Below are 22,833 nucleotides of genomic sequence, written 5' to 3' on the forward strand. Positions count from 1 at the left end.
CCACCCGCCCCAGCACCCGCGCATAAACCTCTCCCACGATCCCGCGCCGGAACACCAGCACGCAGACCATGAAGATCAGGCCGGTGGCGATGGTCACGGGGAAACCTGACGTGGCGAGCGTGTTTTCCAGGCCGACGACGAGGCTGGCGCCGATGGTGGGGCCGACCATGGTGCCGATGCCGCCGAGCAGGGTCATCAGGATGACCTCGCCCGACATCTGCCAGGTGACGTCGGTGAGGGTGGCGAACTGGAAGACGATCGCCTTCAGCGAACCGGCGAGCCCGGCCAGCGCCGCCGACATGACGAAGGCGGCGAGCTTGTAGCCGGCTACGGAATAGCCCAGCGAAATGGCGCGGTTCTCGTTTTCGCGGATCGAGCGCAGGATCATGCCGAAGGGCGAATTGACGATGCGCCAGATGGCGAAGATGCCGAGAAGGACCACGACAAGCACGAAATAATAGATGTCCATCGGGGCGTTGAGGTCGAGGACACCGAACAGGACGCCCCGCGGCACGCCCTGGATGCCGTCCTCGCCTTGCGTGAACGGCGCCTGCACGCAGAAGAAGAAGAACATTTGCGACAGCGCCAGCGTGATCATGGCGAAATAGATGCCTTGCCGGCGAATGGCGAAGAAGCCCATGACGAGGCCGAGCAGGGCCGCACCCGCCATGCCGAGCAGGATGCCGGCTTCCGGCGGCCAGCCCCAGACCTTGACGGCGTGCGCGGTGAAATAAGCGGCGCCGCCGAAGAAGGTGGCGTGGCCGAAGGACAAGAGGCCGGTGTAGCCGAGCAGGAGATTGAAGGCGCAGGCAAACAGCGCGAAGCACAGCATCTTCATCAGGAAGATCGGGTAGACGAAGAACGGCGCCGCCAGCAGCGCCGCTATGCCGAGCCCGACCAGCACCCATTCGAGCCTTGGCGAGGGTTTGGCCGATGCCTCGCGCAGCGAAAGCCCGGCCATGTCGGATGTCTCTTCCGCCATCTCAGGCGTCCTTTCCGAACAGGCCGGCCGGGCGGACCAAAAGCACGATCGCCATGATGACGAAGACCACCAGGTTGGAGGCCTCGGGGTAAAAAACCTTGGTCAGGCCTTCGGCGAGGCCAAGCATGTAGCCGGTGACGATGGCGCCGAGGATCGAGCCCATGCCGCCGACCACGACGACGGCGAAGACGACGATGATGAGATCCGATCCCATCAGCGGGCTGACCTGGTAGATCGGCGCGGCCAGGATGCCGGCGAGCCCGGCCAGCGCCGAGCCGAGGCCGTAGGTGAGGGTCAAAAGCAACGGCACGTTGACGCCGAAGGCCTGGACGAGGCGGGGATTCTCGGTCGCGGCGCGCAGATAGGAACCGAGCCTGGTCTTCTCGATCAGCGCCCAGGTGCCGAAGCAGACGATCAGCGAGGCGACCACGACCCAGCCGCGATAAATGGGCAGGAACATGAAGCCGAGATTGGTGCCGCCGGCCAGCAGCGGCGGCACGGCGTAGGGGTTTCCCGACACGCCGTAATAGTAGCGGAAGATGCCTTCGAGCACGAGCGCGACGCCGAAAGTGAAGAGCAGGCCGTAGAGCGGATCGGTGTCGTAGAGCCGCGACAGCGCCAGGCGCTCGACCACGACGCCGAAGATGCCGACAATCAGCGGCGCCAGGACCAGCGCCGGCCAATAGCCGATGCCGAGATGGGTGAGCAGGAGATAGCCAATGAAGGCGCCCAGCATATACTGGGCGCCATGGGCGAAGTTGATGACGCGCAGCAGGCCGAAAATCACGGCCAGACCAAGGCTCAGCATGGCGTAGAAGGAGCCGTTGATCAGCCCGACCAGCAATTGGCCGAGCAATGCCTGGACGGGGATGCCGAAGATCATCGTCATGGCGTCATCATACACCCAGGATTTCGTGGAGCAGCGTCATGCGGTCCGCCAGTTCGCCGGTGGGAAACCCGGCCACGACCTTGCCGTGCTCCATCAGGTAGAAACGGTCGGCGACACGGCTGGCGAAGCGGAAATTCTGCTCGACCAGCAGGATGGTCATGCCGCGCTGCTTCAGCGTCGCCAGCAGCTCGCCGATGCGCTGGACGATGACAGGCGCGAGGCCCTCGGTCGGTTCGTCCAAGAGCAGCATCTTGACGCCGGTCCGCAGCATGCGCGCGATCGCCAGCATCTGCTGTTCGCCGCCCGACAGCCGCGTGCCGGGACTGTTGCGCCGCTCCTTCAGATTGGGGAACAGATCGAAGATTTCCTCGACGCTCATGCCGCCCGGGGCGACGACCGGCGGCAGCACCAGGTTCTCGTCGACGGTCAGCGTCGAGAAGATGCCGCGTTCCTCCGGCACGAAGCCGATGCCCTGGTGCGCGGTGCGGTGCAGCGGTAGCCGCATCAGGTCGGCGCCGTCGAAAACGACCTTGCCGGTGCGCCGGCGGATCAGGCCCATGATGGCGCGCAGCGTCGTCGTCTTGCCGACGCCGTTGCGGCCGAGCAATGTGACCGTCTCGCCGGCAAACACTTCGAGGTCGACGCCGTGCAGCGCATGGCCCTCGCCATACCAGGCGTTGAGGCCGCGGACCGCGAGCAGGGGCGAAGCGCTAGTCATCGGCGGTGCCCATATAAGCCACCTTGACGCGCTCGTCGCGGCTGACGGTGGCGTAGTCGCCGGCCGCGAGCACCTCGCCGCGCTGCATCACCGTTATCCAGTCGCAGAGATCGGCCACCACGGTCAGATTGTGCTCGACCATCAGAACCGCGCGGTCGCCCGCCACCGAGCGGATGAGGGCGGAAACCGTGGCCACGTCCTCATGGCCCATGCCGGCCATCGGCTCGTCGAGCAGCAGCACTTTGGGATCCAGCGCCAGCGTCGTGGCGATCTCCAGCACGCGTTTCCTGCCATAGGAAAGATCGCCGGCCAGCCTGTTCGTGGCATCGTCGAGGCCGACGGACCGCAGCAGTTCCATGGCACGCGGCGTCAACCGGTCGAGCGCCGCCAGCGAGCGCCAGAACTGGATGCCGAGCCCGGCCGGCCGCTGCAGCGCGACGCGCACATTGTCGAGCACGCTGAGGTGCGGAAAGATCGCCGATATCTGGAACGAGCGCACCAGCCCCATGCGCGCCACTTTGGCCGGCGAGGTGCGGGTGATGTCGTGGCCGAGCAGTTCGATCCTGCCGCTGGTCGGCGCCAGGAATTTGGTCAGCAGGTTGAAAACGGTGGTCTTGCCGGCGCCGTTGGGTCCGATCAGCGCATGGATGTTGCCATGGCGGACATCGAGATCGACATTCCTGACGGCGACGAAGCCGGCAAAGTCACGCCGCAGGCCGCGGGCGGAAAGCACCACCCGCGGCTCTTCCGCGTTCAGATCAGGCGGCACCGTGGCCGCGCCGGTCACTGGGCGGCCGTCGCGCAGCCGCTGTCCTTCTCGCTCAGGAACGCCTCCTTGCCGGGGATGGTGGCGAGGTATTTGTAATAGTCCCAATCCTTGCTGCTCTCGCTGGGCGCCTTGACCTGATAGAGATACATATCGTGGACCATGTTGCCATCGGCCTGGACCTTGCCGCCGGTGATGACGGCGTCGTCCACCGGCAGCGAATGGAGTTGCTTGGCGACCGCTTCGGTCTCGTCCGTGCCGGCCTTGTCGATCGCCTTCAAATACTGCGTCACCGCCGAATAGGTCGCGGCCTGGATCATATTCGGCATGCGGTTGGTGCGCTTGAAGAAGCGCTGCCCGAATTCGCGGCTCTTGTCGTCGCGGTCCCAGTAATAGCCCTCGGTCAGCACCACGCCCTGCGCCGCCTGCAGGCCGAGCCCATGCACCTCGGCCAGCGTGAACAGGAGCGCCGCCAGTCGCTGGCCGCCCTGCACGATGCCGAATTCGGCCGCCTGCTTGATGGAATTGGAGGTGTCGAGGCCGGCATTGGCCAGACCGATGACCTTGGCGCCCGACGATTGCGCCTGCAGCAGGAAGGACGAATAGTCGGTCGCGCCCAGGGGATAACGCACCTCGCCCAGCACCTTGCCGCCATGGCTCTCGACGAACTTGGCGGTCTGCTCCTTCAGCGAATAGCCGAACGCATAGTCGACGGTAACGAAGAACCAGCTGTCGCCGCCCTGCTGGACGAGGGAGCCGCCGGTTCCCACCGCCTGCGAGTGGGTGTCATAGGCCCAGTGGAAGCCGTAGGGCGAGCATTGCTTGCCGGTGAGGTCGGTGGTCGCCGCACCGGTAACGATGTCGATCTTCTTCTTTTCCTTGGAAATCCCCTGCACGGCGAGCGCGACCGAAGAGGTCGTCAGCTCCATGATGGCGTCGACCTGCTCGGTGTCATACCACTGGCGGGCGATGTTGGAGGCGATGTCGGGCTTGTTCTGATGGTCGGCGCTGATGATCTCGACCGGCGCTCCCTGCACCTTGCCGCCGAAATCCTCGACCGCCATCTTGGCCGCCTCGACCGACCACTTGCCGCCGAAATCGGCGTAGACGCCGGATTGGTCGTTGAGGATGCCGATCTTGACCTTGCCATCGGAAATCTCGGCGGCCGAGGCGGGAATAGTGGTGGCCGCGAGAAGCGCGGCGGAAACGACATAGCGTAGCTTCATGAGTTTACTTCCTCCCAATGTGGATGAATCCGCCCGCCCCCTACGATCGTCATCCGCAAGCACTATGCAACATTAGGAAAATGAGGCGGAAGGGCAAGGGGCGGCCCCGGATTTCGTGACGGCGAGACGGCCCATGGCGTGCGACACGACTATGTGAAGGTCGACCTGCCGCAGACCGAGCTTGTCTGGGCCCGCATGGCCTCAGCCCTCGGCGGCGACGAGATGGCCGTTGCCGACGTCGCTGAGCGCCAGTTTCAGCGGCGCCTCGCCGATGCGGCGGGTGGCGCTGGGGATTTCCTGGTCGAGGCGGGCGAAACGGCTTCGGCGACGCGCCGGATCCGGCACCGGCACGGCTTCGATCAGGCGCCTGGTGTAGGGATGGCGGGGGTTGGAAAAAACCTGGTCGCGTGTGCCCATCTCGACGATCTGGCCCAGATACATGACGGCGACACGGTCGGAGATATTCTCGACCACCGCCATGTCGTGCGAGATGAAGAGATAGGCGACGCCGAATTCGCGCTGCAGTTCCTTCAGGAGGTCGAGCACGCGCGCCTGCACCGAGACGTCCAGCGCCGAGACGCTCTCGTCGGCGATGATCAGCTTCGGCCTCAGCGCCAGCGCACGCGCGATGCAGACGCGCTGGCGCTGGCCGCCGGAAAATTCGTGCGGGTAAAGCTCCATCTGGTCCGATGACAGGCCGACGCGATCGAACAGCGCGGCGACGCGCTCGCGGCGTTCTTCCTTCGAGGCGATGCCGTGGATCAGCAGCGGCTCGGCGACGAGGTCGCCGACGCGCATGCGTGGGTCGAGCGAGGCGTAGGGGTCCTGGAAAATCATCTGCACGTCGCGGCGCACCGCCTTGCGCTCGTCGCGGCCGAGGCCGGACAAATTGCGACCGCCGACGACGATGTCGCCGCTATAAGGCACCAGCCCGGCCAGCGCCTTGGCGGTGGTCGACTTGCCGCAGCCGGATTCACCGACCAGCGCCAGCGTTTCGTTGGGCGCGATTGAAAAGCTGACGCCTTCGACGGCGTGAACGCGGCGGGTGACCCGGCCGAAGACGCCGCCGCGCAAGTCGAAGCGGACGTGCAGATCGGTGACCTCGGCGACCTTCGCCGGCGTTGCGGCTTCGGCTTCCCTAGATTTCTGACGGCCGGCGCCGCTGCCGATGCGCGGCACTGCGGCCAGCAGCTCGCGCGTGTATTCGGCTTGCGGGTGGGCGAAAATGTCCGACGTCTTGCCTTCCTCGACCATTCGCCCATGCCGCATGATGATGACGCGATCGGCCATTTCGGCGACAACGCCCATGTCGTGGGTGATCAGGATGACGCTGGTGCCGTGCTTCTGCTGCAGGTCGCGCAGCAGCTCCAGCACCTCGCCCTGCACGGTGACATCGAGCGCGGTGGTCGGCTCGTCGGCGATCAGCACGTCCGGTTCCAGCGCCAGCGCCATGGCGATCATCACCCGCTGGCGCATGCCGCCGGAGAGCTCGTGCGGAAATTGCCTTAGCCGGCTTTCGGCCTCCGAAATGCGCACCGCCTTCAACGCCTCTATGGCGCGCTGGCGGGCCTCGTCCCGCGACAGGCTGGTGTGCGCCTCGATGGATTCGGTGAGCTGCCGGCCGATCGACAGCACCGGGTTGAGCGAGGTCATCGGTTCCTGGAAGATCATGGCGATGCGGTCGCCGCGGATATGGCGCATGCGGCGTTCGTCGAGGGCGGTCAGCTCGGTGGCGCCAAGGTGGATCGTGCCGGCGGAGATGCGCGCGGCGGGCTGCGGCAGAAGCTGCATGATGGCCAACGCGGTCATCGATTTGCCGGAGCCGGATTCGCCGGCGATGCACAGCGTTTCGCCGCGCTTGAGCGTCAGAGACAGGTCGGAGACGACCTCGCGGGAGCCCTCCTCGCCGCGTACCGAGACGCAGAGGTTGGCGATGGTGAGGATGGTTTCGGGAGTTGAGGTCATTGGGGAGGCAGCCCGGAAAGGGATTTACTCCGGCACACCCCCCTCTGCCCTGCCGGGCATCTCCCCCGCAAGGGGGGAGATTGGCAGTTCCCACGCCCCGCCTCTCTTCCAACGGTGACGATTGGCGAAAGCCCAAGCGCGATCCGATCTCCCCCCTTGCGGGGGAGATGGCCGGCAGGCCAGAGGGGGGTGCCTAGACGCTGACCTGTCATTCAAACACGCAGCGCGGGAAGTAGAACGACACCACCCAGTTGGGCATGTCGACGATCTCGCTGATGCGGAGATCGCCGCAGACCGAGGCCAGCATGTAGGCTTCGACCGGGTCGATCTGGTAGCGGCCGGCGAGCAGGTCGACCATCTGCGCCACGGCCTCCTTCGCGCCCGCCATCAGGTCCGGCCCGATCCCCGTCGTCACCTCATAGCCCTTGGCGTCGAGATGGCGTGTCACCGGACCCGGCGTGGTGAAGCGCGGCGTTTTCAGCCGCGCATCTTTCACCAGGTCGAGTTTCAGCACGACGTTCATCGGGCTTTCGATCGCCGTGCCGCAGACCTCGCCGTCGCCTTGCGCGGCATGCGTGTCGCCGACCGAGAACAGCGCGCCCGCCACCTCCACCGGCAGGTAGAGCGTGGTGCCGGCGGCAAGGTCGCGGATGTCGAGATTGCCGCCGACGCGGCGCGGCGGCACCACCGAGTGGTGGCCCATTTCGGCCGGCGCGTTGCCGATGGTGCCGGCGAATGGTTTTAGCGGCACGCGAGCGTTTTTGCCAAACAACGCCGGCTCCAGCGAGGCGGCATCGTATTTCCAGATGTTGAGCGCCGGCTCCTGGAAATCGTCGGCGAGCAGGCCGAAACCAGGAATGTTCGCCGTCCAGCCGAAGCCGGACGGTTTGAACATCTCGATCGTCACCTTCAGCGCGTCACCCGGCTCGGCGCCCTCGACGAAGATCGGCCCGGTGACCGGGTTGATCTGGCCAAAGTCGAGCTTGGCGATGTCGGCGACGGTGCTGCCGGGCTGCAACTGGCCGCCCGAGGAATCGAGGCACTGGAACTCGATGGTCGAGCCGGGCGCCACCCGCTCAGCCGGGACAAAGGAATTGTCCCAGCCGAAATGGTGATGGCGCCCGTGGATGGTGTAGTCGCAGTTATTGCACATCTTTTACGTACACATTGTCATAGTTGATCGGGATATGGACCGGGTCGACATAGAGGTTGTCGGCGCCGCCCATGCGGGCCGACTTCATGGTGAAGCGCTGTTCGTTGAAGACCGGCGCCCAGGGGGCGTCCTCCATCACCTTGTCGTAGATGGCGCTCCACATCTTGTCGCGCTCGGGGGCCTTGGCCGGGTCGACCACCGAATCGGCCTCGGCCGCCTTGGCGTCGAGATCCTTGTTGCAATACCACGACCAGTTCCAGCCGCCCGGCACCGCACCGGCACAGCCGAGGATAGGGCCGTAGAAGTTGGACGGATCCGGGAAGTCGGCGATCCAGGCCATGCCACCCGACCAGATCATCGGCGCCCCGGCCTTGTCGCCGCCGGCGGCGATGACGTTGGCCTGGGCGAGAGACTGGATGCTGGCCTTGATGCCGATCGCCGCAAGGTCCTGCTGGATCGCCTGGGCGATGCGCGGATTGGGATCGGTGTTCATGGCGAACAATTGCGTGTCGAAACCATCGGGATGACCGGCCTCGGCCAGCAGCGCCTTGGCCTTGGCGACGTCATAGGGGTAGCCCTTGTACGCCTTGTCGTAGCCGGGCATCGACGGCGGCAGCGGCTGGTTGGCCGGCACGGCGCGGCCGTTGATGATCTGGATGATGCGCGCCTTGTTGAGCGCCATGTTGACAGCCTGTCGCACCTTCACATTGTCGAACGGCGCCATGGTTGTGTTCATGGTGACATAGCCGGTGTGCAGCTGGCCGCCTTCGACGACACGCGCTTTCTGCTCGGGATCGGCCATCACCTCCTGGAATTTGGCCGGCGGAATGCCGTCGCCGGGCACGTCGATCTCGCCCTTCTGCAGGCGCAGAAGCGCCACGATCGGCTCCTGGCCGATCTCGAAGGTGATCTTGTCGAGATGCGGCAGGCCCTTGTGCCAATAGTCCGCGTTGCGTTCGAAGACGATGCGCTGGCCAAGCGTCCATTCCGCCAGCTTGAAGGCGCCGGTGCCGACCGGATGCTTGCCGAAATCGGCGCCGTATTTCTCGACCTCTTCCTTCGGTACCACATGGGAAAAGTTGATGGCCATGACATGCAGGAAGGTGGCGTCCGGGCGGGTCAGCTCGAACTTGACCGTGTAGGGGTCGACGACGGTGACGCCGGAAAGCGTCTCGGCCTTACCGGCGGCGACATCGTCATAGCCCTTGATCGAGCCGAAGAAGCCGGCGCCGGGGCTCTGCGTCTTCGGATTGGTGACGCGGTCGAGCGAATATTTCACGTCGTCGGCGGTCATCTCGCGGCCATTGTGGAACTTCACGCCATGGCGCAGCTTGAAGGTGAAGGTCTTGCCGTCGGGCGAAATCTCGTAGCTTTCGGCGAGGTCGGGCTTGAGGTTGGTGGTGCCGGGCTCGTAGTCCATCAAGCCGTCGAACAGGCTCTTGATCATCGACCAGTTCTGCCAGTCATAGCCGATGGCCGGGTCGAGGGTCGCGACGTCGTCCTTGTAGGTGATGGTGATGGCGCCGCCCTGCTTGGCGTTCGGGTCGACGGTGTCCTCGGCGCGGGCGCTTGTCATGCCGAGCATCAGCGCCAGCGCCGATGCCGCGACGGTCGATGCGAGAAACTTCTTCATTGTCCTGTTCCCTTTCTCTGTTTGTTTTCTGGTTCATCTGAGCTTGATGCGGGGATCTATGAAGGGCGCGATGATGTCGGCCAGGAGATTGCCGAGCACGATGGCGAAGGCCGAGACCAGCGTGACGCCCATGATGATCGGGATGTCGACGCGCTGAATGGCTTGCCAGGCGAGCTGGCCGATGCCGGGCCAGCCAAACACGCTTTCGACCACGACGATGCCGCCCATGAAGATGCCGATGTCGATGCCGATCATGGCGACGACCGGCAGGATGGCGTTGGGCAGCGCATGGCGGAAGATGATGGCGCCCCGAGCCAGGCCCTTGGCACGCGCGGTGCGGACGTAATCCTGGCGCAGCACGTCGATCATCGACGAGCGCATCATGCGCGCATACCAGCCGGCGCCGAGGATGCCCATGGTGAGCGACGGCAGCACGAGATGGCGCCATGTGCCATAGCCGCCGATCGGGAACCAGCTCAGCCTGACCGCGAAGACATAGAGCAGCAGCAGGCCGACGACGAATTGCGGCGCCGAGACGCCGATGAAGGAGGCGACCATCAGGGTCTGGTCGGTGGCGGTGCCGCGCTTGACGGCGGCGATCAGCCCCATCGAGAGGCCGATCAGCAGCTCGCACAGGATGGCCCCGACCATCAGAAGCAGGCTCGCCGGCAGCCGCGAGACGATGAGTTCGGTCACCTCCGAGCGCTGGATGTAGGAGCGGCCGAGATCGCCGCTGACGAGCCTCGTCAGATAATGCCAGTACTGGACGACGAAGGGCTGGTCGAGGCCGAGCTGCTGGCGGATGTTCTCGACCGTCTGCGGCGTGGCGCTGCGGCCGGCGATCTGGCGCACCGGGTCGGCGGGCAGGAGATAGAGCAGCGCGAAGGTGATCAGCGAAACGCCGAGCAGGATGAGCAGCGACTGGATCAGCCGGCGGCCGAGATAGGCGATCATGCCCGGCCCCTTTGCGTCGGATCGAGAATGTCGCGCAGCGCGTCGCCGATCAGGTTGAAGGCCAGCGCCAGGGCCAGGATCGCGGCGCCGGGGAAGAACACCAGCCAGGGTGCCGCCTGGAAATAGGTCTGGTTCTCGAAGATGATATTGCCCCATGACGCCGTCGGCGGCTGCACGCCGATGCCGAGGAAGGAGAGCGTGGCCTCGAGCAGCACCGTGGTCGAGATGCCGAGCGTGCCCCAGACGATGATGGTCGGCAGGAGATGCGGCAGGATGTGGCGAAACAGGATGCGCGGCGCGCCGGCCCCGATGGTGCGTTCGGCATCGATGAACTCGCGTTCGGCGAGTGACGAGGTCTCGGTGTAGACGACGCGGGCGGTCTGCACCCAGTTGACCAGCGCGATGACCATGGCGACGATCCACAGGCTCGGCTGGAACACCGCCGCCAGGCAGATGGCGAGCAGCAGCGCCGGAAACGCCATCATCAAATCGGTGAAGCGCATCAGCGCGCCGCCGATCCAGCCGCGGAAATAGCCGGCGGTGACGCCGACCAGCGTGCCGATCAAAAGCGCGACGCCGTTGGCGACGATGCCGATGATCAGCGAGGTGCGCGCGCCGTAGAGGATGCGGGTCAACAGGTCACGCCCGAGCAGGTCGGTGCCCAGCCAGAATTTCGCGCTCGGCGGCAGAGGCGAGCCCTCGATGGTGAGACCGTCGAACATCTGTTCGTTGGGATCGTAGCCGGTCAGCCATGGCGCCAGGATCGCACCGGCGACGACAATGGCGACAGTGACTAGGCCGAGCAGCGCCAGGCGGCGCTTGACCAGCCGGCGCCAGACACCGGCGCGCGGCTTGGCCGGCATGCGCCCTGCCATGAGATCAGGCGCGATGGGGCTGGTCATCGCCGCTCTCATCTCCGATGTGGTCTTCCCCGGTCCTGGCTTCCCCGGTCTTGGCTTCCTCCATCATCGCCACGATCCGGCGCGCGGCGTCCTCGACGCTGATCTGCCAGCTCATCGCCAGCGAGCGCAGCTGCGCATAGGCGCGGTCGTCGTCGCCGCCCTTCGACAAAGCCGAGACAGCCCGCACGATGGTCTGGCGTTCGGCGACCCGCTGGCGCAGCGCGGCAATTTCGCCGGCTAAATGTTTTCTCGCCTCGAAACTCTGGCGCGCGATCAGCAGCGCGCTGTAGACCCCGGCATTGCCGACCGGCTTCAGGAGCTGGGCGTCGGCCTTGTGCGACAGCGCCCATTCGATGCGGCCCGGCGCCTCCGAACCGATCAGCGCCACCAGCGGCATCGGCGCCTCGCCCGGCTTCCAGGGGAATTGCTCGTCGAAGCCGAGATCGGCGTCGAAGAAGACGAAGTCGGCGGCCAGGGCCTCCGGTGCCAGTTCCGGCCAGCAATCCACGGTGACAAGGCCGATGGCCGACAACTGCCTGGTGATCGCTTGCACCGTCGGATGCGGGCGATGCAGGACAAAGGCCCTGGCGCCGCCGAGATTGGGGATGCGCGGGGTTCTGGTCACGACACCACCCGCAAGCGCGGCCGGCCGAATGTCTTTGCGGGGTCGTAGCGCGACAGATACGGGTCCGGCGCGACCTCGTGCTGCCGGCTGACGACTTCGAAGTAGCCGTCCGCGATCCGGCCTATGATGACAGGCAGCGTGGCGTGCTGGGAATGGGCGTCGATGGCGATCGGGCCAAGCCGCGTGGAGAAGCGCCGCTCGGCGAAGGCCTTGGAAAATTCCGCCGGGCCGGCGTCGGGATCGCGCGACAGCACGTCGGCCATTACCTGCACCGAGGCATAGGCGGAGGCTTCGAAGGACGAGGCGAAGGCGGCCGGCCGCGGCGCGAAATACGGTCCGACCGACAGGTGACCCTTGCCTGTTTCGCCGATCGCCGGCAGTTCGCCTTCGGTCAGGTTGCAGGAGATCACTGGGCAAGATTCAGGACTGAAAGCCGCATCCTCGCCCGCCAGATCGCGATAGGCCGCCAGGAAGGCATAGGACGAGGTGCCGATCAGGTTGTTGAGGATGAAGTTCGGCCGCGTCGCGCGGATCTCGGCGATCAGCCGCGACACGTCGGTCTCGCCGATGCGCAGATAGCGCTCGCCCAGCACCTTGCCGCCGGCATCGGCGATGAGGTCGCGCGCAACACGGTTCATCTCCCAGCCCCAGATGTAGTTCGACCCGAGCAGGAAACCGTTGGCGCCGAAGCGCGGCACGACATGGGCCATAAGCGGCACCAGATGCTGGTTGGGACAAGCGTGCATGTAGACGACATGCTCGTTGGCCTCGAAGCCCTCATAGGGGCAGGCGTACCAGAGCATGCCGCCCGCCTTCTCCAGCACAGGGATGGTCTCCTTGCGGCTCCAGGAAGTGACGCAGCCGACGACATGGCGTGCACCGCTGGTCCTGAAGATGTCTTCGCACAGCGTCGCGTAACGGTCGGCATTGCTTTGCGGGTCGCGCTCGATCGGCACCAGTTCGATGCCTGAGCTCCTGTCGGCGTTGATGTCGGCGATGGCGCGCATGGCGCCCATCCGGCACGCGTCGGAGACGAGCTGATAGCTTCCCGAGCGGGAATAGAGGATGCCGATCTCGATGCGCCGTTTCAAACCGATCCCCAAAATGACAATGCCCCGCAGCCAGCGCCGCAAGGGCGAGGCATACGAGGCATATTTGCCGCCCGGCGATCAGAGCCGGTATTTTGCCCTAGCGTATTCGGTCCGGCGGGTCAGTCAAGCCCTCAACGCCATCCGCGTCAAACACCGAGTGTCCGGCCATCGCTGGTTCCCGCGAAATCCGCTGCCGCTATCTGGCCGCCGGCCTGTGTTGGCGGGCATAGGCCACGCAGGCATCCACGGTGCTGACACAAAGCGCGTCGCGCTTTTTCGGCAGGTTGTTGTCGCCGGCGTAGGCAACTTCGGCGACACGGCCGCCGACCATGCGAACCTGCGTGTCGCAGTAACCGCCGGGAGCGACATTGACGGAACCGCCGACCGTCGGGATCGCCCCCACGGCCAAGGCAGGAACGACGACGCTGAGATTGCCGCGCTGGACGACGCGCTTATAGGTCCAGATCTGCCCGGACTGGCCGACTTCCGCGGTGGCGGTCGGAAATCCCGCGCACATTCGGACGTCGGCTTCGCTGAGGCCGACCATCTCCTTGCGTGCCGCGGCCGCCGTTGGATCGACCTTGGCGATGCGCGACGTGTCGTCGGGAACGACGCAGGAGGACTGGATGACGACGAGGAGGCCAGAAAGGGCAAGCTTTCGAATGCAGGAAAATGTCATACCGATTATTGAGATCGCGTGGCGCCCGGCCGCCCTTTCTACCTAGGCAAGCCGACGGTCGGATCAACCCGCGCAGCTTCACGAAAAAGTGGCTGAGCAAGCCGCAAAGCTTTTTGACTTCGCCTGGATGAACCCGGCAGCCAACGAGGGCCGTCCATCATTTTCGGGCGACGTCCTCGAAGCTCAAATCGAACGCATGAGATATTGCGGAGCCGGCCGGCAGAGGCGGGCTCGTTGAAAACTTGACTGCCTTCCCGACATCTCCGGATGGCGGCGCGGCGCCGTCATGGTCGACCTGGCGGCGTCCTGTGCTCACATCCCTGAGTTTTTTGAGAGAATATTCCCGGCTTTGCCGAGAACGGCGAAACACGTTCTTTGATAAAATCAGTAGAATTTCTGACGATGTGAACAAGCCTCGGCAATCCGCCTTGCTGCCATGACTTCACAACCGCAGAGATCAATCATGTCCGATCCCAACAACACTTTGCCCTTTTCCCCATGGTCACCCCTCACCCGCCGCGGCGGCCTCGCTCTGCTGTTCGCGTCGGCCGTCGCGATCGGCAGCCTGATGGCGCCGCATGCGTCCTTGGCCGAGGACAAGAAGGCGATCAAGGTCGGCATCATCAGCGGCGAGGACGAGGATGTCTGGCGTGTCGTCGTCGCGCAAGCAGCCGAAAAGGGCCTCAGCATCGAGACCGTGGTGTTCAACGACTACACCCAGCCCAACGAGGCGCTGGAGCGCGGCGAGATCGACGCCAACGCCTTCCAGCACCAGCCCTATCTCGACAACCAGATCAAGACGCAGGGCTATCACATCGTGCGTGTCGGCTATACCGGCGTGTGGCCGATCGGCCTCTACTCCAAGAAGTACACCAAGGTTGCCGATCTGCCGGAGGGCGCGGTGATCGGCGTGCCGAACGACCCGTCCAACGAAGGCCGGGCGCTGCGCGTGCTGCAGAATGAGGGCGTGATCAAGCTCAGGGATGGCACCGGCATTCTCGCCACCACCGCCGACATCGCCGAGAATGCGAAAAAGGTCGAGATCAAGGAGTTGGATGCCGGCATCGTCGGCCGCTCGGTCGAGGATCTCGACGCCGCCGTGGTCAACACCGATTGGGCGCTGAAGAGCGGCCTGACGCCGGAGAACCGCGTCGCTCAGGAGCCGATCGCGGACAATCCGTACCGCAACTTCATCGCGGTCAAGGTCGGCAATGAAAACGAGGCCTGGGTGAAGACGCTGGTCGCGTCCTACCAGAACGAGGCTGTGAAGGCCGAGTTCGACAAGGTCTATAAGGGCACCGGCCTCAGTGCCTATTGAGTTATGCGGGCACCGACGTGCCTTTGACAGCTTAAGCGGCCCGCGCGATGCGCGGGCCGCGATCGCATTTCGGGACCTGCCGATGAACCAGCATTTTATCGCAACCACCGAGGCCGCGGATCAGGCCGCCACGCAGGACGTGGTGCGCCTTGTCGACCTGAAGCGCCGCTTCGGCCAGACGGCGGCGCTCGACGGCATTTCCTTGACGGTGCGCAAGGGCGAGGTTCTCGGCATCATCGGCCGCAGCGGTGCCGGCAAGTCCACCCTGATCCGCTGCCTGAACGGATTGGAGCGGCCTGACACCGGCGAGGTGTTCATCGAAGGTCGCGAGATCAGCCGACTTGGCGAGCGCGAGTTGCAGCCGCTGCGACGGCGCATCGGCATGATCTTCCAGCATTTCAACCTGCTGTCGGTCAAGACCGTCGAGGACAATGTGGCGTTGCCGCTCAAGATCGAGGGCCGGCCGAAGGCGGAGCGGCTGAAGCGGGCGGCGGAGCTGCTCGATCTCGTCGGCCTGTCGGAGAAGGCAAAAGCCTATCCGGCGTCGCTGTCCGGCGGGCAGAAACAGCGCGTTGGCATCGCCCGAGCGCTTGCCGCGCGGCCAGCGCTGCTTCTGTCGGACGAGGCGACCTCGGCACTCGACCCGGAGACGACGCGCTCCATTCTCGCCCTGCTGAAGGATATCAACCGCCAGCTTGGCCTGACCATCCTTTTGATCACCCACGAGATGGAGGTGATCCGCTCGATCGCCGACCGCGTGGCGGTGATCGACACCGGACGCATCGTCGAGGAAGGGCCGGTCTGGTCGGTGTTTGCCGATCCGCAATCGGACATCACAAGACGCCTGCTCGGGACCATCCGGCCGCAACTTCCGCCGGAGCTGGCGGCGCGGCTGCTGCCGGGAGCTGGCACCGAAACGGTCCTGCGCGTCGACGTGGCGGGCGAGGCGGCGCGCGAGCCGCTGCTGTCCGACCTTGCGGCCGCCGTGCCCGGTCCCTTCCGCCTCGTCCATGGCGGCATCGACCACATCCAGCGGCAGCCGGTCGGAACGCTGTTCCTTTCCGTCCCCGGCAGCGATGCGAGCCATCTCGCAGAAATCATCACATTCCTGAAATCCCGCCAAGCGCGGGTGGAGGTGCTTGGCCATGTCGCCGATCCTGTTTGAGCTTCTGTTGCGATCGATCTGGGAGACGGTGCTGATGACGGCCGCCTCCGGCCTGATCTCGCTGGTGTTCGGCCTGCCGCTCGGGCTGGCCCTGATTGCCACCGAACGCGGCGGCATCGCCGAAAGCCCGTGGGTGAACCGCGTGCTCGGCGCCGTGATCAACGGCTTCCGCTCGGTGCCGTTCATCATCCTTCTGGTGGCGCTGATCCCCCTGACGCGGCTGATCGTCGGCACGTCGATCGGCACATGGGCGGCCATCGTGCCGCTGTCGATCGCCGCCACGCCCTACTATGCGCGGATCGCCGAAGTGTCATTGCGCGAGGTCGACCACGGACTGATCGAGGCGGCGCGCGCCATGGGCGGCAATCGCTGGACGATCATCCGCGAAGTGCTGGTGCCCGAGGCGCTCCCCGGCATCGTTGCCGGCTTCACCGTGACGCTGGTGACGCTGGTCGGCGCCTCGGCGATGGCAGGAGCCATCGGTGCCGGCGGCCTCGGCGACCTTGCCATCCGTTACGGCTACCAGCGCTTCGAGACGTCGGTGATGATCGCCGTGGTGATCGTGCTGATCATCCTGGTCTGCGGCATCCAGTGGGTGGGTGACCGGCTGGTGGCGAGGCTGGATCGGCGGGGATAGTGAGCCGGCTGGTATTCAGGGCCGACCATGAGCTTCTCATGGAGCGTCGGCGATGGTCACCATAAGTAATTTGAGAACCACAACGATTTCCAGCCAAGCCGCGCTAGCTCCTCAGCCTCGCCCCTTCCGGGTCGAAGAACGGCATCGGCACCACCACCGCGCGGGTCGGCTTGCCGTCAATATCGATGCTAAGTTCCGTGCCTATGGCCGTGAAGGGCAATCGCAAATGCGCTGTCGCCAGCACCTTGCCCAGGGAATAGCCGTGGTCGCTGTAGGTGACCACGCCGGCGTCCTCGCCGTCGGCCATCACCCGTGCATCCGTCGCGGACGGCTTGTCGCCGTCGAGGATCAGCCCGGTCCAGCGCTCGTAGAGGCTCTTGTCGCGCACCTCGAGCAGCGCGTCCCGGCCGATGAAATCGCCCTTATCGAACTTGATCCAGCGGTCGAGGCCGACATGGAACGGCGTGCGCGTCTCGTCCATGTCGACGCCGTGCGCCGGATAGGCCTTTTCCAGGCCGAGCGTGAACATGGCCAGCACGCCATAGGGTTTCAAGCCGAAAGCTTGGCCAGTGCGCATCAGCGCGTCCCAAACCGAGGTCGCCTCGTCGGCCGGCACGAACAGCTCGAAGCCGAGTTCGCCGGTCACGCCTGTACGGGAGATCAGGACCCGCGTTCCGTTGATATGGCCTGATGTGAAGGCCCAGCGCTTCAATCCGTCGAGATCGGCGTCCGAAATCATCGCCTTCAGGAGATCGCGCGAGCGCGGGCCCTGGATGGTGGGGAAGGCGACGGCGGCCGTGATGTCGGTGACATAGGCCCTGCGCCCTTGCGCATGATGCTGGAGCCAGGGCAGCATCTTGAGGCGGTTGACCGAACCGGTGACCAGCATGAAATGCTCCGCGCCCAGCCGGAACACGGTGAGGTCGTCCATGATGCCGCCGTCCTCACGACAGACGGTGGAATAGCGTACTTGGCCCGGCTTCATCGCCGCGGCGTCATTGACAATGACATGGTTGACCAGCGCCTCCGCGTCGGCACCCTTGATGTCCATCTTGCCCATGGTGCTGAGGTCCTGCACGCCGACATTTTTACGCGTATTCAAATGTTCGTCGGCGATGCCGGAATAATGTTTGGCCGAGATGAAATCGCCGCCGACCCGACCCATGGTCGCACCCAGCCCAACGATGCTGCTGTAGAAGGGGGAGCGACGCTCAGCCACGAAAATCTCCATCATTCATAAAAAATCGGCAGCGCCGGGTGGCGCCGCCGAGCTCGATTGGTACCGGGATCAACTCCCGTAGACGTCGAACGAAAAATACTTGTCGTTGATTTCCTTGTACTTTCCGTTGGCGCGCAGCGCGTCGATTGCCGCGTTGAACTTGTCGGCCAGTTCCTTGTTGCCCTTCTGCAGCGCAATGCCGACCCCCGGGCCGTGAATGGCCGGATCGGCCGTCAGCGTACCGAGCAGCTTGCAGCAGGCGCCGTCGGGCTTCTTCAGCCATTCGGTGAGGATGATCGAGCCGTCCATCATCGCATCGAGGCGGCCATTGGCCATGTCGGTGCGGGCGTCGTCGCCGGTCGGGTAGGCCTTGACGGTCGAGCCCGAATATTTCTGCTCGGCGAAATTCTGGTGGATGGTGGCGCTCTGCACGCCCAGCACCTTGCCTTTCAGGTCGTCCGGCGAGGTGCCCGCGATAGCCGAGTCCTTCGGCACCGCGATGGCCGGCGGCGTCTGGTAGTATTTGTGGGTGAACTCGACCTTTTCAGCCCGCTCGGGCGTGATGGTGATGTTGATGATGGCATCGAACTTGCCGGCCTGCAGCGCCGGAATAGAGCCGTCGAAATCCTGTACGGTGAACTCGCATTCGACCTTCATCTGGGCGCACAGCGCCTGGCCGAGATCGATGTCGAAACCGCCCAGCGTGCCGTCGGCATTGGCGTGGTTGAATGGCGGGTAGGCACCCTCGGTACCGAGCCTCAGCTTTTTCTCCTGGGCGGAAGCAGCACCGGTTGCGAGCGCAAAAGCTACGGAAGCGGCAAGCACGAAACGACCGAAAAGACGCATGGTCCAGATCTCCGTTGACCGGCGAAGTCTACGGGCTTTCATGCTCCCGGCGGAGACGGAAACGACATGTGCCGCGGCGATCACGGCGCGGGGCAGTCCGCGTCCGGTCAGGTTCCTTGTGCGTCGGCCCCGAACAGATCCCTGGCTTGCTCCGTCGTATAATAACCAAGCTGGACGTCCCGTGCGACCAGTTCCGGATCGCGCTCACGCGGATCGCCATAGCCGCCGCCACCCGGCGTGCCGACGCGCACGCGGTCGCCGGCCTTCAGTGGGATGTCCTGCTCCTTGGAGAGGTGCGGCGGCACATGCTCCTCGCCGTTGCGGAACACGGTCACGCTGTTGGGCTCGCCATCCCGACCGCCAAGGGCGCCCTGCGGACCGAAACGGCCATGGTCCATGACAAAAGAGGCGCGCGCCTCGCCGCGCAGGATCTCGACCTCATAGGCCAGGCCAAAACCACCACGATGCTTGCCGGCGCCGCCCGAGCCTTCGCGCAAGGCATAGTGGCGATAGAGCACCGGAAAGGCCTGCTCCATGATCTCGACCGGGGGCGACTTCGAAATGCCGATGGTCGAGCAGCCATTGGTCAGGCCGTCATGCCCCGAATTGCCGCCATAGCCGCCGCCGGATATCTGGTACATGACGTAGTCGCGGCCGCGCGCCGGATCGTTGCCGCCGAGCGCGAAATTGCCGCTGGAGCCGGCTGGGGCCGCCGTCACCTTGTCGGGCAACGCCTGCACCATAGCCGCGAACACCGCCTCGGCGATGCGCTGCGACACTTCCGCCGCACAGCCGGACACGGGGCGGGGATATTTGGCGTCGAGGAAAGTGCCTTCCGGCCGCTTGACCTCGAGCGGCTCGAAGGCGCCGGCGCTGATCGGCACGTCCGGAAAGATGTGGCGCATGGCGAGATAGACCGAGGACAGGGTCGTCGCCAGCACGCTGTTCATCGGTCCCGCACAAGGCTTTGACGATCCTGAAAAGTCGAAGGTCAGCGTGTCGCCCTTCTTGTCGACTGCGAGCGCTATGGTCAGCGGTTCGTTGACCACCCCGTCGGAATCGACAAAAGCCTTGGAGCGGTAGGTGCCATCGGGAATGGCCGCTATATTGGCGCGCATCTGCTCGGCGGCGCGGCGGCGTAGCTCGGCGATCGCCTCGACGACGGTTTCGTCTCCGTAACGATCCAGGATTCCATTGAGCCTGTCCTGGCCGATCAGCAGCGCGGCGGCCTGCGCCCGGATATCGCCGATGCGCTGGTCGGCGACCCTGATGTTGGAGCAGATGATGGCGTAGATTTCAGGGTCGAGCACGCCCTTCTTGAACAGTTTTACCGGCGGCAGCCGCAGACCCTCCTGCTCGACAGCGGTCGCGGATGCGGAGAAGCCGCCGGGCACGGAGCCGCCGATGTCGGGCCAATGGCCGGTGTTCGACAGCCAGCAGAAGATCTTTCCGCCGCGATAGACCGGCATGGCGAAGCGCACATCCATCAGATGCGTGCCGCCGAGATAGGGATCGTTGACGATGTAGATGTCGCCCGGCTCCGGGGCCAGGCAGCGGCCGTCGGCGATCATCTCGATCACCGTCCTGGTCGAATATTGCATGACGCCGACAAACACCGGCAGGCCCTCACTGCCCTGCGCGATCAGCGAGCCGTCTACGGCGGAATAGATGCCGTCCGAGCGGTCATTGGCCTCGGCGATGACAGGCGAGAAGGCGGCGCGGGAAAAGGTCAGGTCCATCTCGTCGCAGACCTGCTGCAAAGCGGCCTGGAGCACCGAAAGCGTGATGGCGTCGAGCTTTGCGCTATCCACTGGCATGTCAGGCCTCGCCAATGTCGATGATGATGTTGCCGTCGGCATCCGAGCGCGCGCGGTCGCCGGGTTCGAGCACGGTGGTCGCATCCATCTGTTCGAGGATCGCCGGCCCTTCGATGACCGCATCGAGCGGCAGCTTTTCCCTGCTGTAAACCGGCGTGTCGTGCCAACGCCCGGCGTACCAGACCGGTCGGATCTCGCGCCGCGCCCCGTCGAGCGTCCTTGCCCGCCCGGCCGGGTCGATCAGCCGCGACAGGTCGATCGCCGGTCGCACGCCGGTGACCGAGGTGTTGAGGTTGACGAGGTTGGCGCGGATTTCCGGCAGCTCCACCTTGAAGCGGGCGAAATAGGCTTTCTCGAACAACGCCTGCAATTGGCTTCGGGTCACCGACGCGGACGGCAGCGGCACGTTGATGATGTGGGTCTGGCCGACGAACTGCATGTCGGCGGAGTGGGTGACGCGGATCGTTTCCGGCTTCACCGCTTCCTTGGCGATCAGCTCTTCGCCTTCGTTCCGGTGCCGTTCCAGTACCTGGTGAAGCTGGCTTTCGTCCAGCACGGCCACGGGCTGGTTGATGGTGTTGACGAAGTCATGGCGCAGATCGGCGACGACGCAGCCGAGCGCGTTGGTGATGCCGGGCCGCGCCGGCACCAGCACTTTGGGCAGGCCGAGTTCGCGCGCGAGCGCCGTCGCATGCAGCGGCCCGGCGCCGCCGAAGGCGAACAGCGCGAAATCGCGGGGATCATGGCCGCGCGACACCGACACCATGCGGATGGCGCCGGCCATCTTCATGTTGCCGAGCCTGAGGACAGCGCCCGCCGCCTCGACACCCGACAGGCCGGTTGCCTTGCCGATCCTGTCCTCGAAAATCCTGGTGACGCGCTCCGATGTGACCGGGTTTTCGACGGCGAGCAGCTTCTTCGGCGCCAGCCGGCCGAGCACCAGGTTGGCGTCGGTGATCGTCGGCTCGGTGCCGCCGCGCCCATAGCAGATCGGGCCGGGATTGGCGCCGGCACTTTCCGGGCCGATCTGGATCAGGCCGGCCGCATCGACGCGGGCGATCGAGCCGCCGCCGGCGCCCACCGTGTGCACCGCCACCATCGGCACATGGATGGGCATGGCATATTCGATCTCGATCTCGTTCGAGACCGCCGGTTCGGCGTTGCGGATCAGCGCCACATCGGTCGAGGTGCCGCCCATGTCGTAGGTGACGAGGTTTTCGAAGCCTGCGCGCTTGCCGGTATAGGCGGCGGCGATGACGCCGGAGGCGGGGCCCGACATGACCGTCTTGGCCGATTCACGTGTGACGAAACGGGCCGAGATCATGCCGCCATTGCCGTTCATGATCAGGAAGTCGCGGGCATAGCCCTTGTCGGCCAATTCCTTGCGCAGCCGCTCGACGTAGCGCTCCAGGATCGGCTGCACCGAGGCGTTGACCGAGGCCGTCACCCCGCGCTCGAATTCGCGCGCCTCCGACAGCAGCGCATGGCCTGACGTGATGTAGCCGTTCGGCCAGGCTTCGGCGGCGATCTCGGCGGCGCGCCGCTCATGCGTGGGGTTGGCGTAAGAGTGGAGGAAATGGATGACGAGGGATTCGCAGCCGGCCGCGATGAGCGCCTGTACCGCCTCGCGCATCTCGGCTTCATCGAGCGGCGTGCGCACCGCACCCGACGCCTCGACGCGCTCCGACACTTCGAGGCGCAGGTTGCGCGGAATGATTGGGACGAAGGTTCCGGTCATGCCATAGGGTTGCGGCCGCGTCCGCCGGCCGAGTTCGATCACGTCGCGAAAACCGCGCGTGGTGACCATGCCGGTCTTGGCCAGCCGGCGCTCCAGCACCGCATTGGTGGTGGTGGTCGTGCCATGCACGATGAGGTCGATTCCCTCGATCGGAAAGCCGGTGACGCCAAGCGCCGAAACCACGCCAAAGGCCTGGTTGTCGACAGTGGTCGGGGTCTTGGCCAGATACACCTTGCCACCGTCCTTGCCGTCGATCAGGAGCAGGTCGGTGAAGGTTCCGCCGACATCGATGCCGGCGACGACGCTGCCCAGGGAATCCGGCGGCTGCACCGAAAAATTCTCTTTCATTGTCGAAACCCGAAATGCTGAGACTACGGAAATGCCGCAGTTTGGAAAGGTGTTTTACGGCGGCATCTTGACGCAAATATCGTTTGTATACTAATAAATTCCGGACACAAGAGCTTACCGCTTCGGTAGCGTGCATGGCATGCCGGAACCTGAATGGTTCGG

20 protein-coding genes are annotated in these 22,833 nt (G+C 65.0%); 3 read left to right on the plus strand and 17 right to left on the minus strand.

From position 1 onward, the window contains the following. The 13 genes from LB555_RS28975 to LB555_RS29035 all read right to left on the minus strand — a co-directional run. Nucleotides 1-961, minus strand: a 961-nt coding sequence (locus LB555_RS28975; protein ID WP_411970842.1) for a branched-chain amino acid ABC transporter permease, incomplete at its 3' end; no start/stop codon positions are given. Nucleotides 962-983: 22 nt separating this feature from the next. Next, complete coding sequence (locus tag LB555_RS28980) at nucleotides 984-1,871, minus strand: branched-chain amino acid ABC transporter permease (protein WP_224684356.1); 888 nt, start codon at nucleotides 1,869-1,871, stop codon at nucleotides 984-986. A gap of 7 nt (nucleotides 1,872-1,878) precedes the next feature. Next, a complete protein-coding gene (locus LB555_RS28985) occupies nucleotides 1,879-2,589 on the minus strand; it encodes an ABC transporter ATP-binding protein (protein WP_015314622.1) in 711 nt (236 codons plus the stop codon). Further along, nucleotides 2,582-3,376 (minus strand): ABC transporter ATP-binding protein, encoded by a 795-nt coding sequence (locus tag LB555_RS28990; protein WP_015314623.1) that lies wholly within the window; start codon nucleotides 3,374-3,376, stop codon nucleotides 2,582-2,584. The genes LB555_RS28985 and LB555_RS28990 overlap by 8 nt, the downstream gene beginning before the upstream one ends. Next, entirely contained in the window at nucleotides 3,373-4,581 is a 1,209-nt protein-coding gene (locus LB555_RS28995) for an ABC transporter substrate-binding protein (protein ID WP_015314624.1), read from the minus strand. The genes LB555_RS28990 and LB555_RS28995 overlap by 4 nt, the downstream gene beginning before the upstream one ends. Before the next feature lie 201 nt (nucleotides 4,582-4,782). Beyond that, the gene (locus tag LB555_RS29000) at nucleotides 4,783-6,546 is read right to left on the minus strand and encodes an ABC transporter ATP-binding protein (protein WP_224684357.1); all 1,764 of its coding nucleotides are present in this window, start codon (nucleotides 6,544-6,546) and stop codon (nucleotides 4,783-4,785) included. 208 nt (nucleotides 6,547-6,754) lie between these two features. After that, on the minus strand, nucleotides 6,755-7,699 hold the full coding sequence (locus LB555_RS29005) for an acetamidase/formamidase family protein (RefSeq protein WP_015314626.1): 945 nt from the start codon (nucleotides 7,697-7,699) through the stop codon (nucleotides 6,755-6,757). Continuing rightward, nucleotides 7,689-9,332, minus strand: coding sequence for an ABC transporter substrate-binding protein (locus LB555_RS29010; RefSeq protein WP_224684358.1), 1,644 nt, complete (start codon nucleotides 9,330-9,332; stop codon nucleotides 7,689-7,691). The genes LB555_RS29005 and LB555_RS29010 overlap by 11 nt, the downstream gene beginning before the upstream one ends. Nucleotides 9,333-9,365: 33 nt before the next feature. Continuing rightward, nucleotides 9,366-10,286, minus strand: coding sequence for an ABC transporter permease (locus LB555_RS29015; RefSeq protein ID WP_140660257.1), 921 nt, complete (start codon nucleotides 10,284-10,286; stop codon nucleotides 9,366-9,368). Beyond that, entirely contained in the window at nucleotides 10,283-11,188 is a 906-nt protein-coding gene (locus LB555_RS29020) for an ABC transporter permease (RefSeq protein ID WP_015314629.1), read from the minus strand. The genes LB555_RS29015 and LB555_RS29020 overlap by 4 nt, the downstream gene beginning before the upstream one ends. After that, nucleotides 11,166-11,813 carry an ANTAR domain-containing response regulator gene (locus LB555_RS29025; RefSeq protein ID WP_140792321.1) on the minus strand — a complete coding sequence of 216 codons (648 nt, stop codon included), beginning with the start codon at nucleotides 11,811-11,813 and terminating at the stop codon, nucleotides 11,166-11,168. Before LB555_RS29025 ends, LB555_RS29020 begins: the two co-directional genes overlap by 23 nt. After that, nucleotides 11,810-12,904, minus strand: coding sequence for a transporter substrate-binding protein (locus tag LB555_RS29030; RefSeq protein ID WP_224684359.1), 1,095 nt, complete (start codon nucleotides 12,902-12,904; stop codon nucleotides 11,810-11,812). Before LB555_RS29030 ends, LB555_RS29025 begins: the two co-directional genes overlap by 4 nt. A gap of 196 nt (nucleotides 12,905-13,100) precedes the next feature. Beyond that, nucleotides 13,101-13,583, minus strand: coding sequence for a hypothetical protein (locus tag LB555_RS29035; protein WP_224684360.1), 483 nt, complete (start codon nucleotides 13,581-13,583; stop codon nucleotides 13,101-13,103). Nucleotides 13,584-14,046: 463 nt separating this feature from the next. Between LB555_RS29035 and LB555_RS29040 the strand changes: the two genes are divergently transcribed. The 3 genes from LB555_RS29040 (at nucleotide 14,047) to LB555_RS29050 (ending at nucleotide 16,703) form a co-directional block, all read left to right on the plus strand. Further along, entirely contained in the window at nucleotides 14,047-14,901 is an 855-nt protein-coding gene (locus LB555_RS29040) for a MetQ/NlpA family lipoprotein (RefSeq protein ID WP_224684361.1), read from the plus strand. An 82-nt stretch (nucleotides 14,902-14,983) separates the two neighbouring features. After that, nucleotides 14,984-16,066 (plus strand): methionine ABC transporter ATP-binding protein, encoded by a 1,083-nt coding sequence (locus LB555_RS29045; protein ID WP_224684362.1) that lies wholly within the window; start codon nucleotides 14,984-14,986, stop codon nucleotides 16,064-16,066. Continuing rightward, nucleotides 16,047-16,703 carry a methionine ABC transporter permease gene (locus LB555_RS29050; RefSeq protein ID WP_224684363.1) on the plus strand — a complete coding sequence of 219 codons (657 nt, stop codon included), beginning with the start codon at nucleotides 16,047-16,049 and terminating at the stop codon, nucleotides 16,701-16,703. The genes LB555_RS29045 and LB555_RS29050 overlap by 20 nt, the downstream gene beginning before the upstream one ends. Before the next feature lie 103 nt (nucleotides 16,704-16,806). Here the strand turns inward: LB555_RS29050 and LB555_RS29055 are convergent, their stop codons facing one another. The 4 genes from LB555_RS29055 to LB555_RS29070 all read right to left on the minus strand — a co-directional run bounded on the left by LB555_RS29055 (nucleotide 16,807) and on the right by LB555_RS29070 (nucleotide 22,671). Beyond that, nucleotides 16,807-17,937 carry an aminomethyltransferase family protein gene (locus tag LB555_RS29055; RefSeq protein WP_263489370.1) on the minus strand — a complete coding sequence of 377 codons (1,131 nt, stop codon included), beginning with the start codon at nucleotides 17,935-17,937 and terminating at the stop codon, nucleotides 16,807-16,809. Between the two features lie 54 nt (nucleotides 17,938-17,991). Next, nucleotides 17,992-18,768, minus strand: coding sequence for an ABC transporter substrate-binding protein (locus LB555_RS29060; RefSeq protein ID WP_140792331.1), 777 nt, complete (start codon nucleotides 18,766-18,768; stop codon nucleotides 17,992-17,994). Between the two features lie 107 nt (nucleotides 18,769-18,875). Further along, nucleotides 18,876-20,585, minus strand: coding sequence for a hydantoinase B/oxoprolinase family protein (locus LB555_RS29065; protein ID WP_224684365.1), 1,710 nt, complete (start codon nucleotides 20,583-20,585; stop codon nucleotides 18,876-18,878). A gap of 1 nt (nucleotide 20,586) precedes the next feature. Further along, a complete protein-coding gene (locus LB555_RS29070; RefSeq protein WP_224684366.1) occupies nucleotides 20,587-22,671 on the minus strand; it encodes a hydantoinase/oxoprolinase family protein in 2,085 nt (694 codons plus the stop codon). Nucleotides 22,672-22,833 lie beyond the last annotated feature (162 nt).

Origin of the sequence: Mesorhizobium sp. BR-1-1-10, assembly GCF_020165595.1 — a bacterium.
GTDB classification, from domain to species: Bacteria; Pseudomonadota; Alphaproteobacteria; order Rhizobiales; family Rhizobiaceae; genus Mesorhizobium; species Mesorhizobium australicum.

What these genes read in the sequence shown, in the direction of transcription:
- LB555_RS28980 (WP_224684356.1), bottom strand. Translation starts at nt 1,871, where the DNA reads ATGACGATGATCTTCGGCATCCCCGTCCAGGCATTGCTCGGCCAATTG.
- LB555_RS28985 (WP_015314622.1), bottom strand. Translation starts at nt 2,589, where the DNA reads ATGACTAGCGCTTCGCCCCTGCTCGCGGTCCGCGGCCTCAACGCCTGG.
- LB555_RS28995 (WP_015314624.1), bottom strand. Translation starts at nt 4,581, where the DNA reads ATGAAGCTACGCTATGTCGTTTCCGCCGCGCTTCTCGCGGCCACCACT.
- LB555_RS29000 (WP_224684357.1), bottom strand. Translation starts at nt 6,546, where the DNA reads ATGACCTCAACTCCCGAAACCATCCTCACCATCGCCAACCTCTGCGTC.
- LB555_RS29005 (WP_015314626.1), bottom strand. Translation starts at nt 7,699, where the DNA reads ATGTGCAATAACTGCGACTACACCATCCACGGGCGCCATCACCATTTC.
- LB555_RS29010 (WP_224684358.1), bottom strand. Translation starts at nt 9,332, where the DNA reads ATGAAGAAGTTTCTCGCATCGACCGTCGCGGCATCGGCGCTGGCGCTG.
- LB555_RS29015 (WP_140660257.1), bottom strand. Translation starts at nt 10,286, where the DNA reads ATGATCGCCTATCTCGGCCGCCGGCTGATCCAGTCGCTGCTCATCCTG.
- LB555_RS29020 (WP_015314629.1), bottom strand. Translation starts at nt 11,188, where the DNA reads ATGACCAGCCCCATCGCGCCTGATCTCATGGCAGGGCGCATGCCGGCC.
- LB555_RS29035 (WP_224684360.1), bottom strand. Translation starts at nt 13,583, where the DNA reads ATGACATTTTCCTGCATTCGAAAGCTTGCCCTTTCTGGCCTCCTCGTC.
- LB555_RS29040 (WP_224684361.1), top strand. Translation starts at nt 14,047, where the DNA reads ATGTCCGATCCCAACAACACTTTGCCCTTTTCCCCATGGTCACCCCTC.
- LB555_RS29045 (WP_224684362.1), top strand. Translation starts at nt 14,984, where the DNA reads ATGAACCAGCATTTTATCGCAACCACCGAGGCCGCGGATCAGGCCGCC.
- LB555_RS29050 (WP_224684363.1), top strand. Translation starts at nt 16,047, where the DNA reads ATGTCGCCGATCCTGTTTGAGCTTCTGTTGCGATCGATCTGGGAGACG.
- LB555_RS29055 (WP_263489370.1), bottom strand. Translation starts at nt 17,937, where the DNA reads ATGATGGAGATTTTCGTGGCTGAGCGTCGCTCCCCCTTCTACAGCAGC.
- LB555_RS29060 (WP_140792331.1), bottom strand. Translation starts at nt 18,768, where the DNA reads ATGCGTCTTTTCGGTCGTTTCGTGCTTGCCGCTTCCGTAGCTTTTGCG.
- LB555_RS29065 (WP_224684365.1), bottom strand. Translation starts at nt 20,585, where the DNA reads ATGCCAGTGGATAGCGCAAAGCTCGACGCCATCACGCTTTCGGTGCTC.
- LB555_RS29070 (WP_224684366.1), bottom strand. Translation starts at nt 22,671, where the DNA reads ATGAAAGAGAATTTTTCGGTGCAGCCGCCGGATTCCCTGGGCAGCGTC.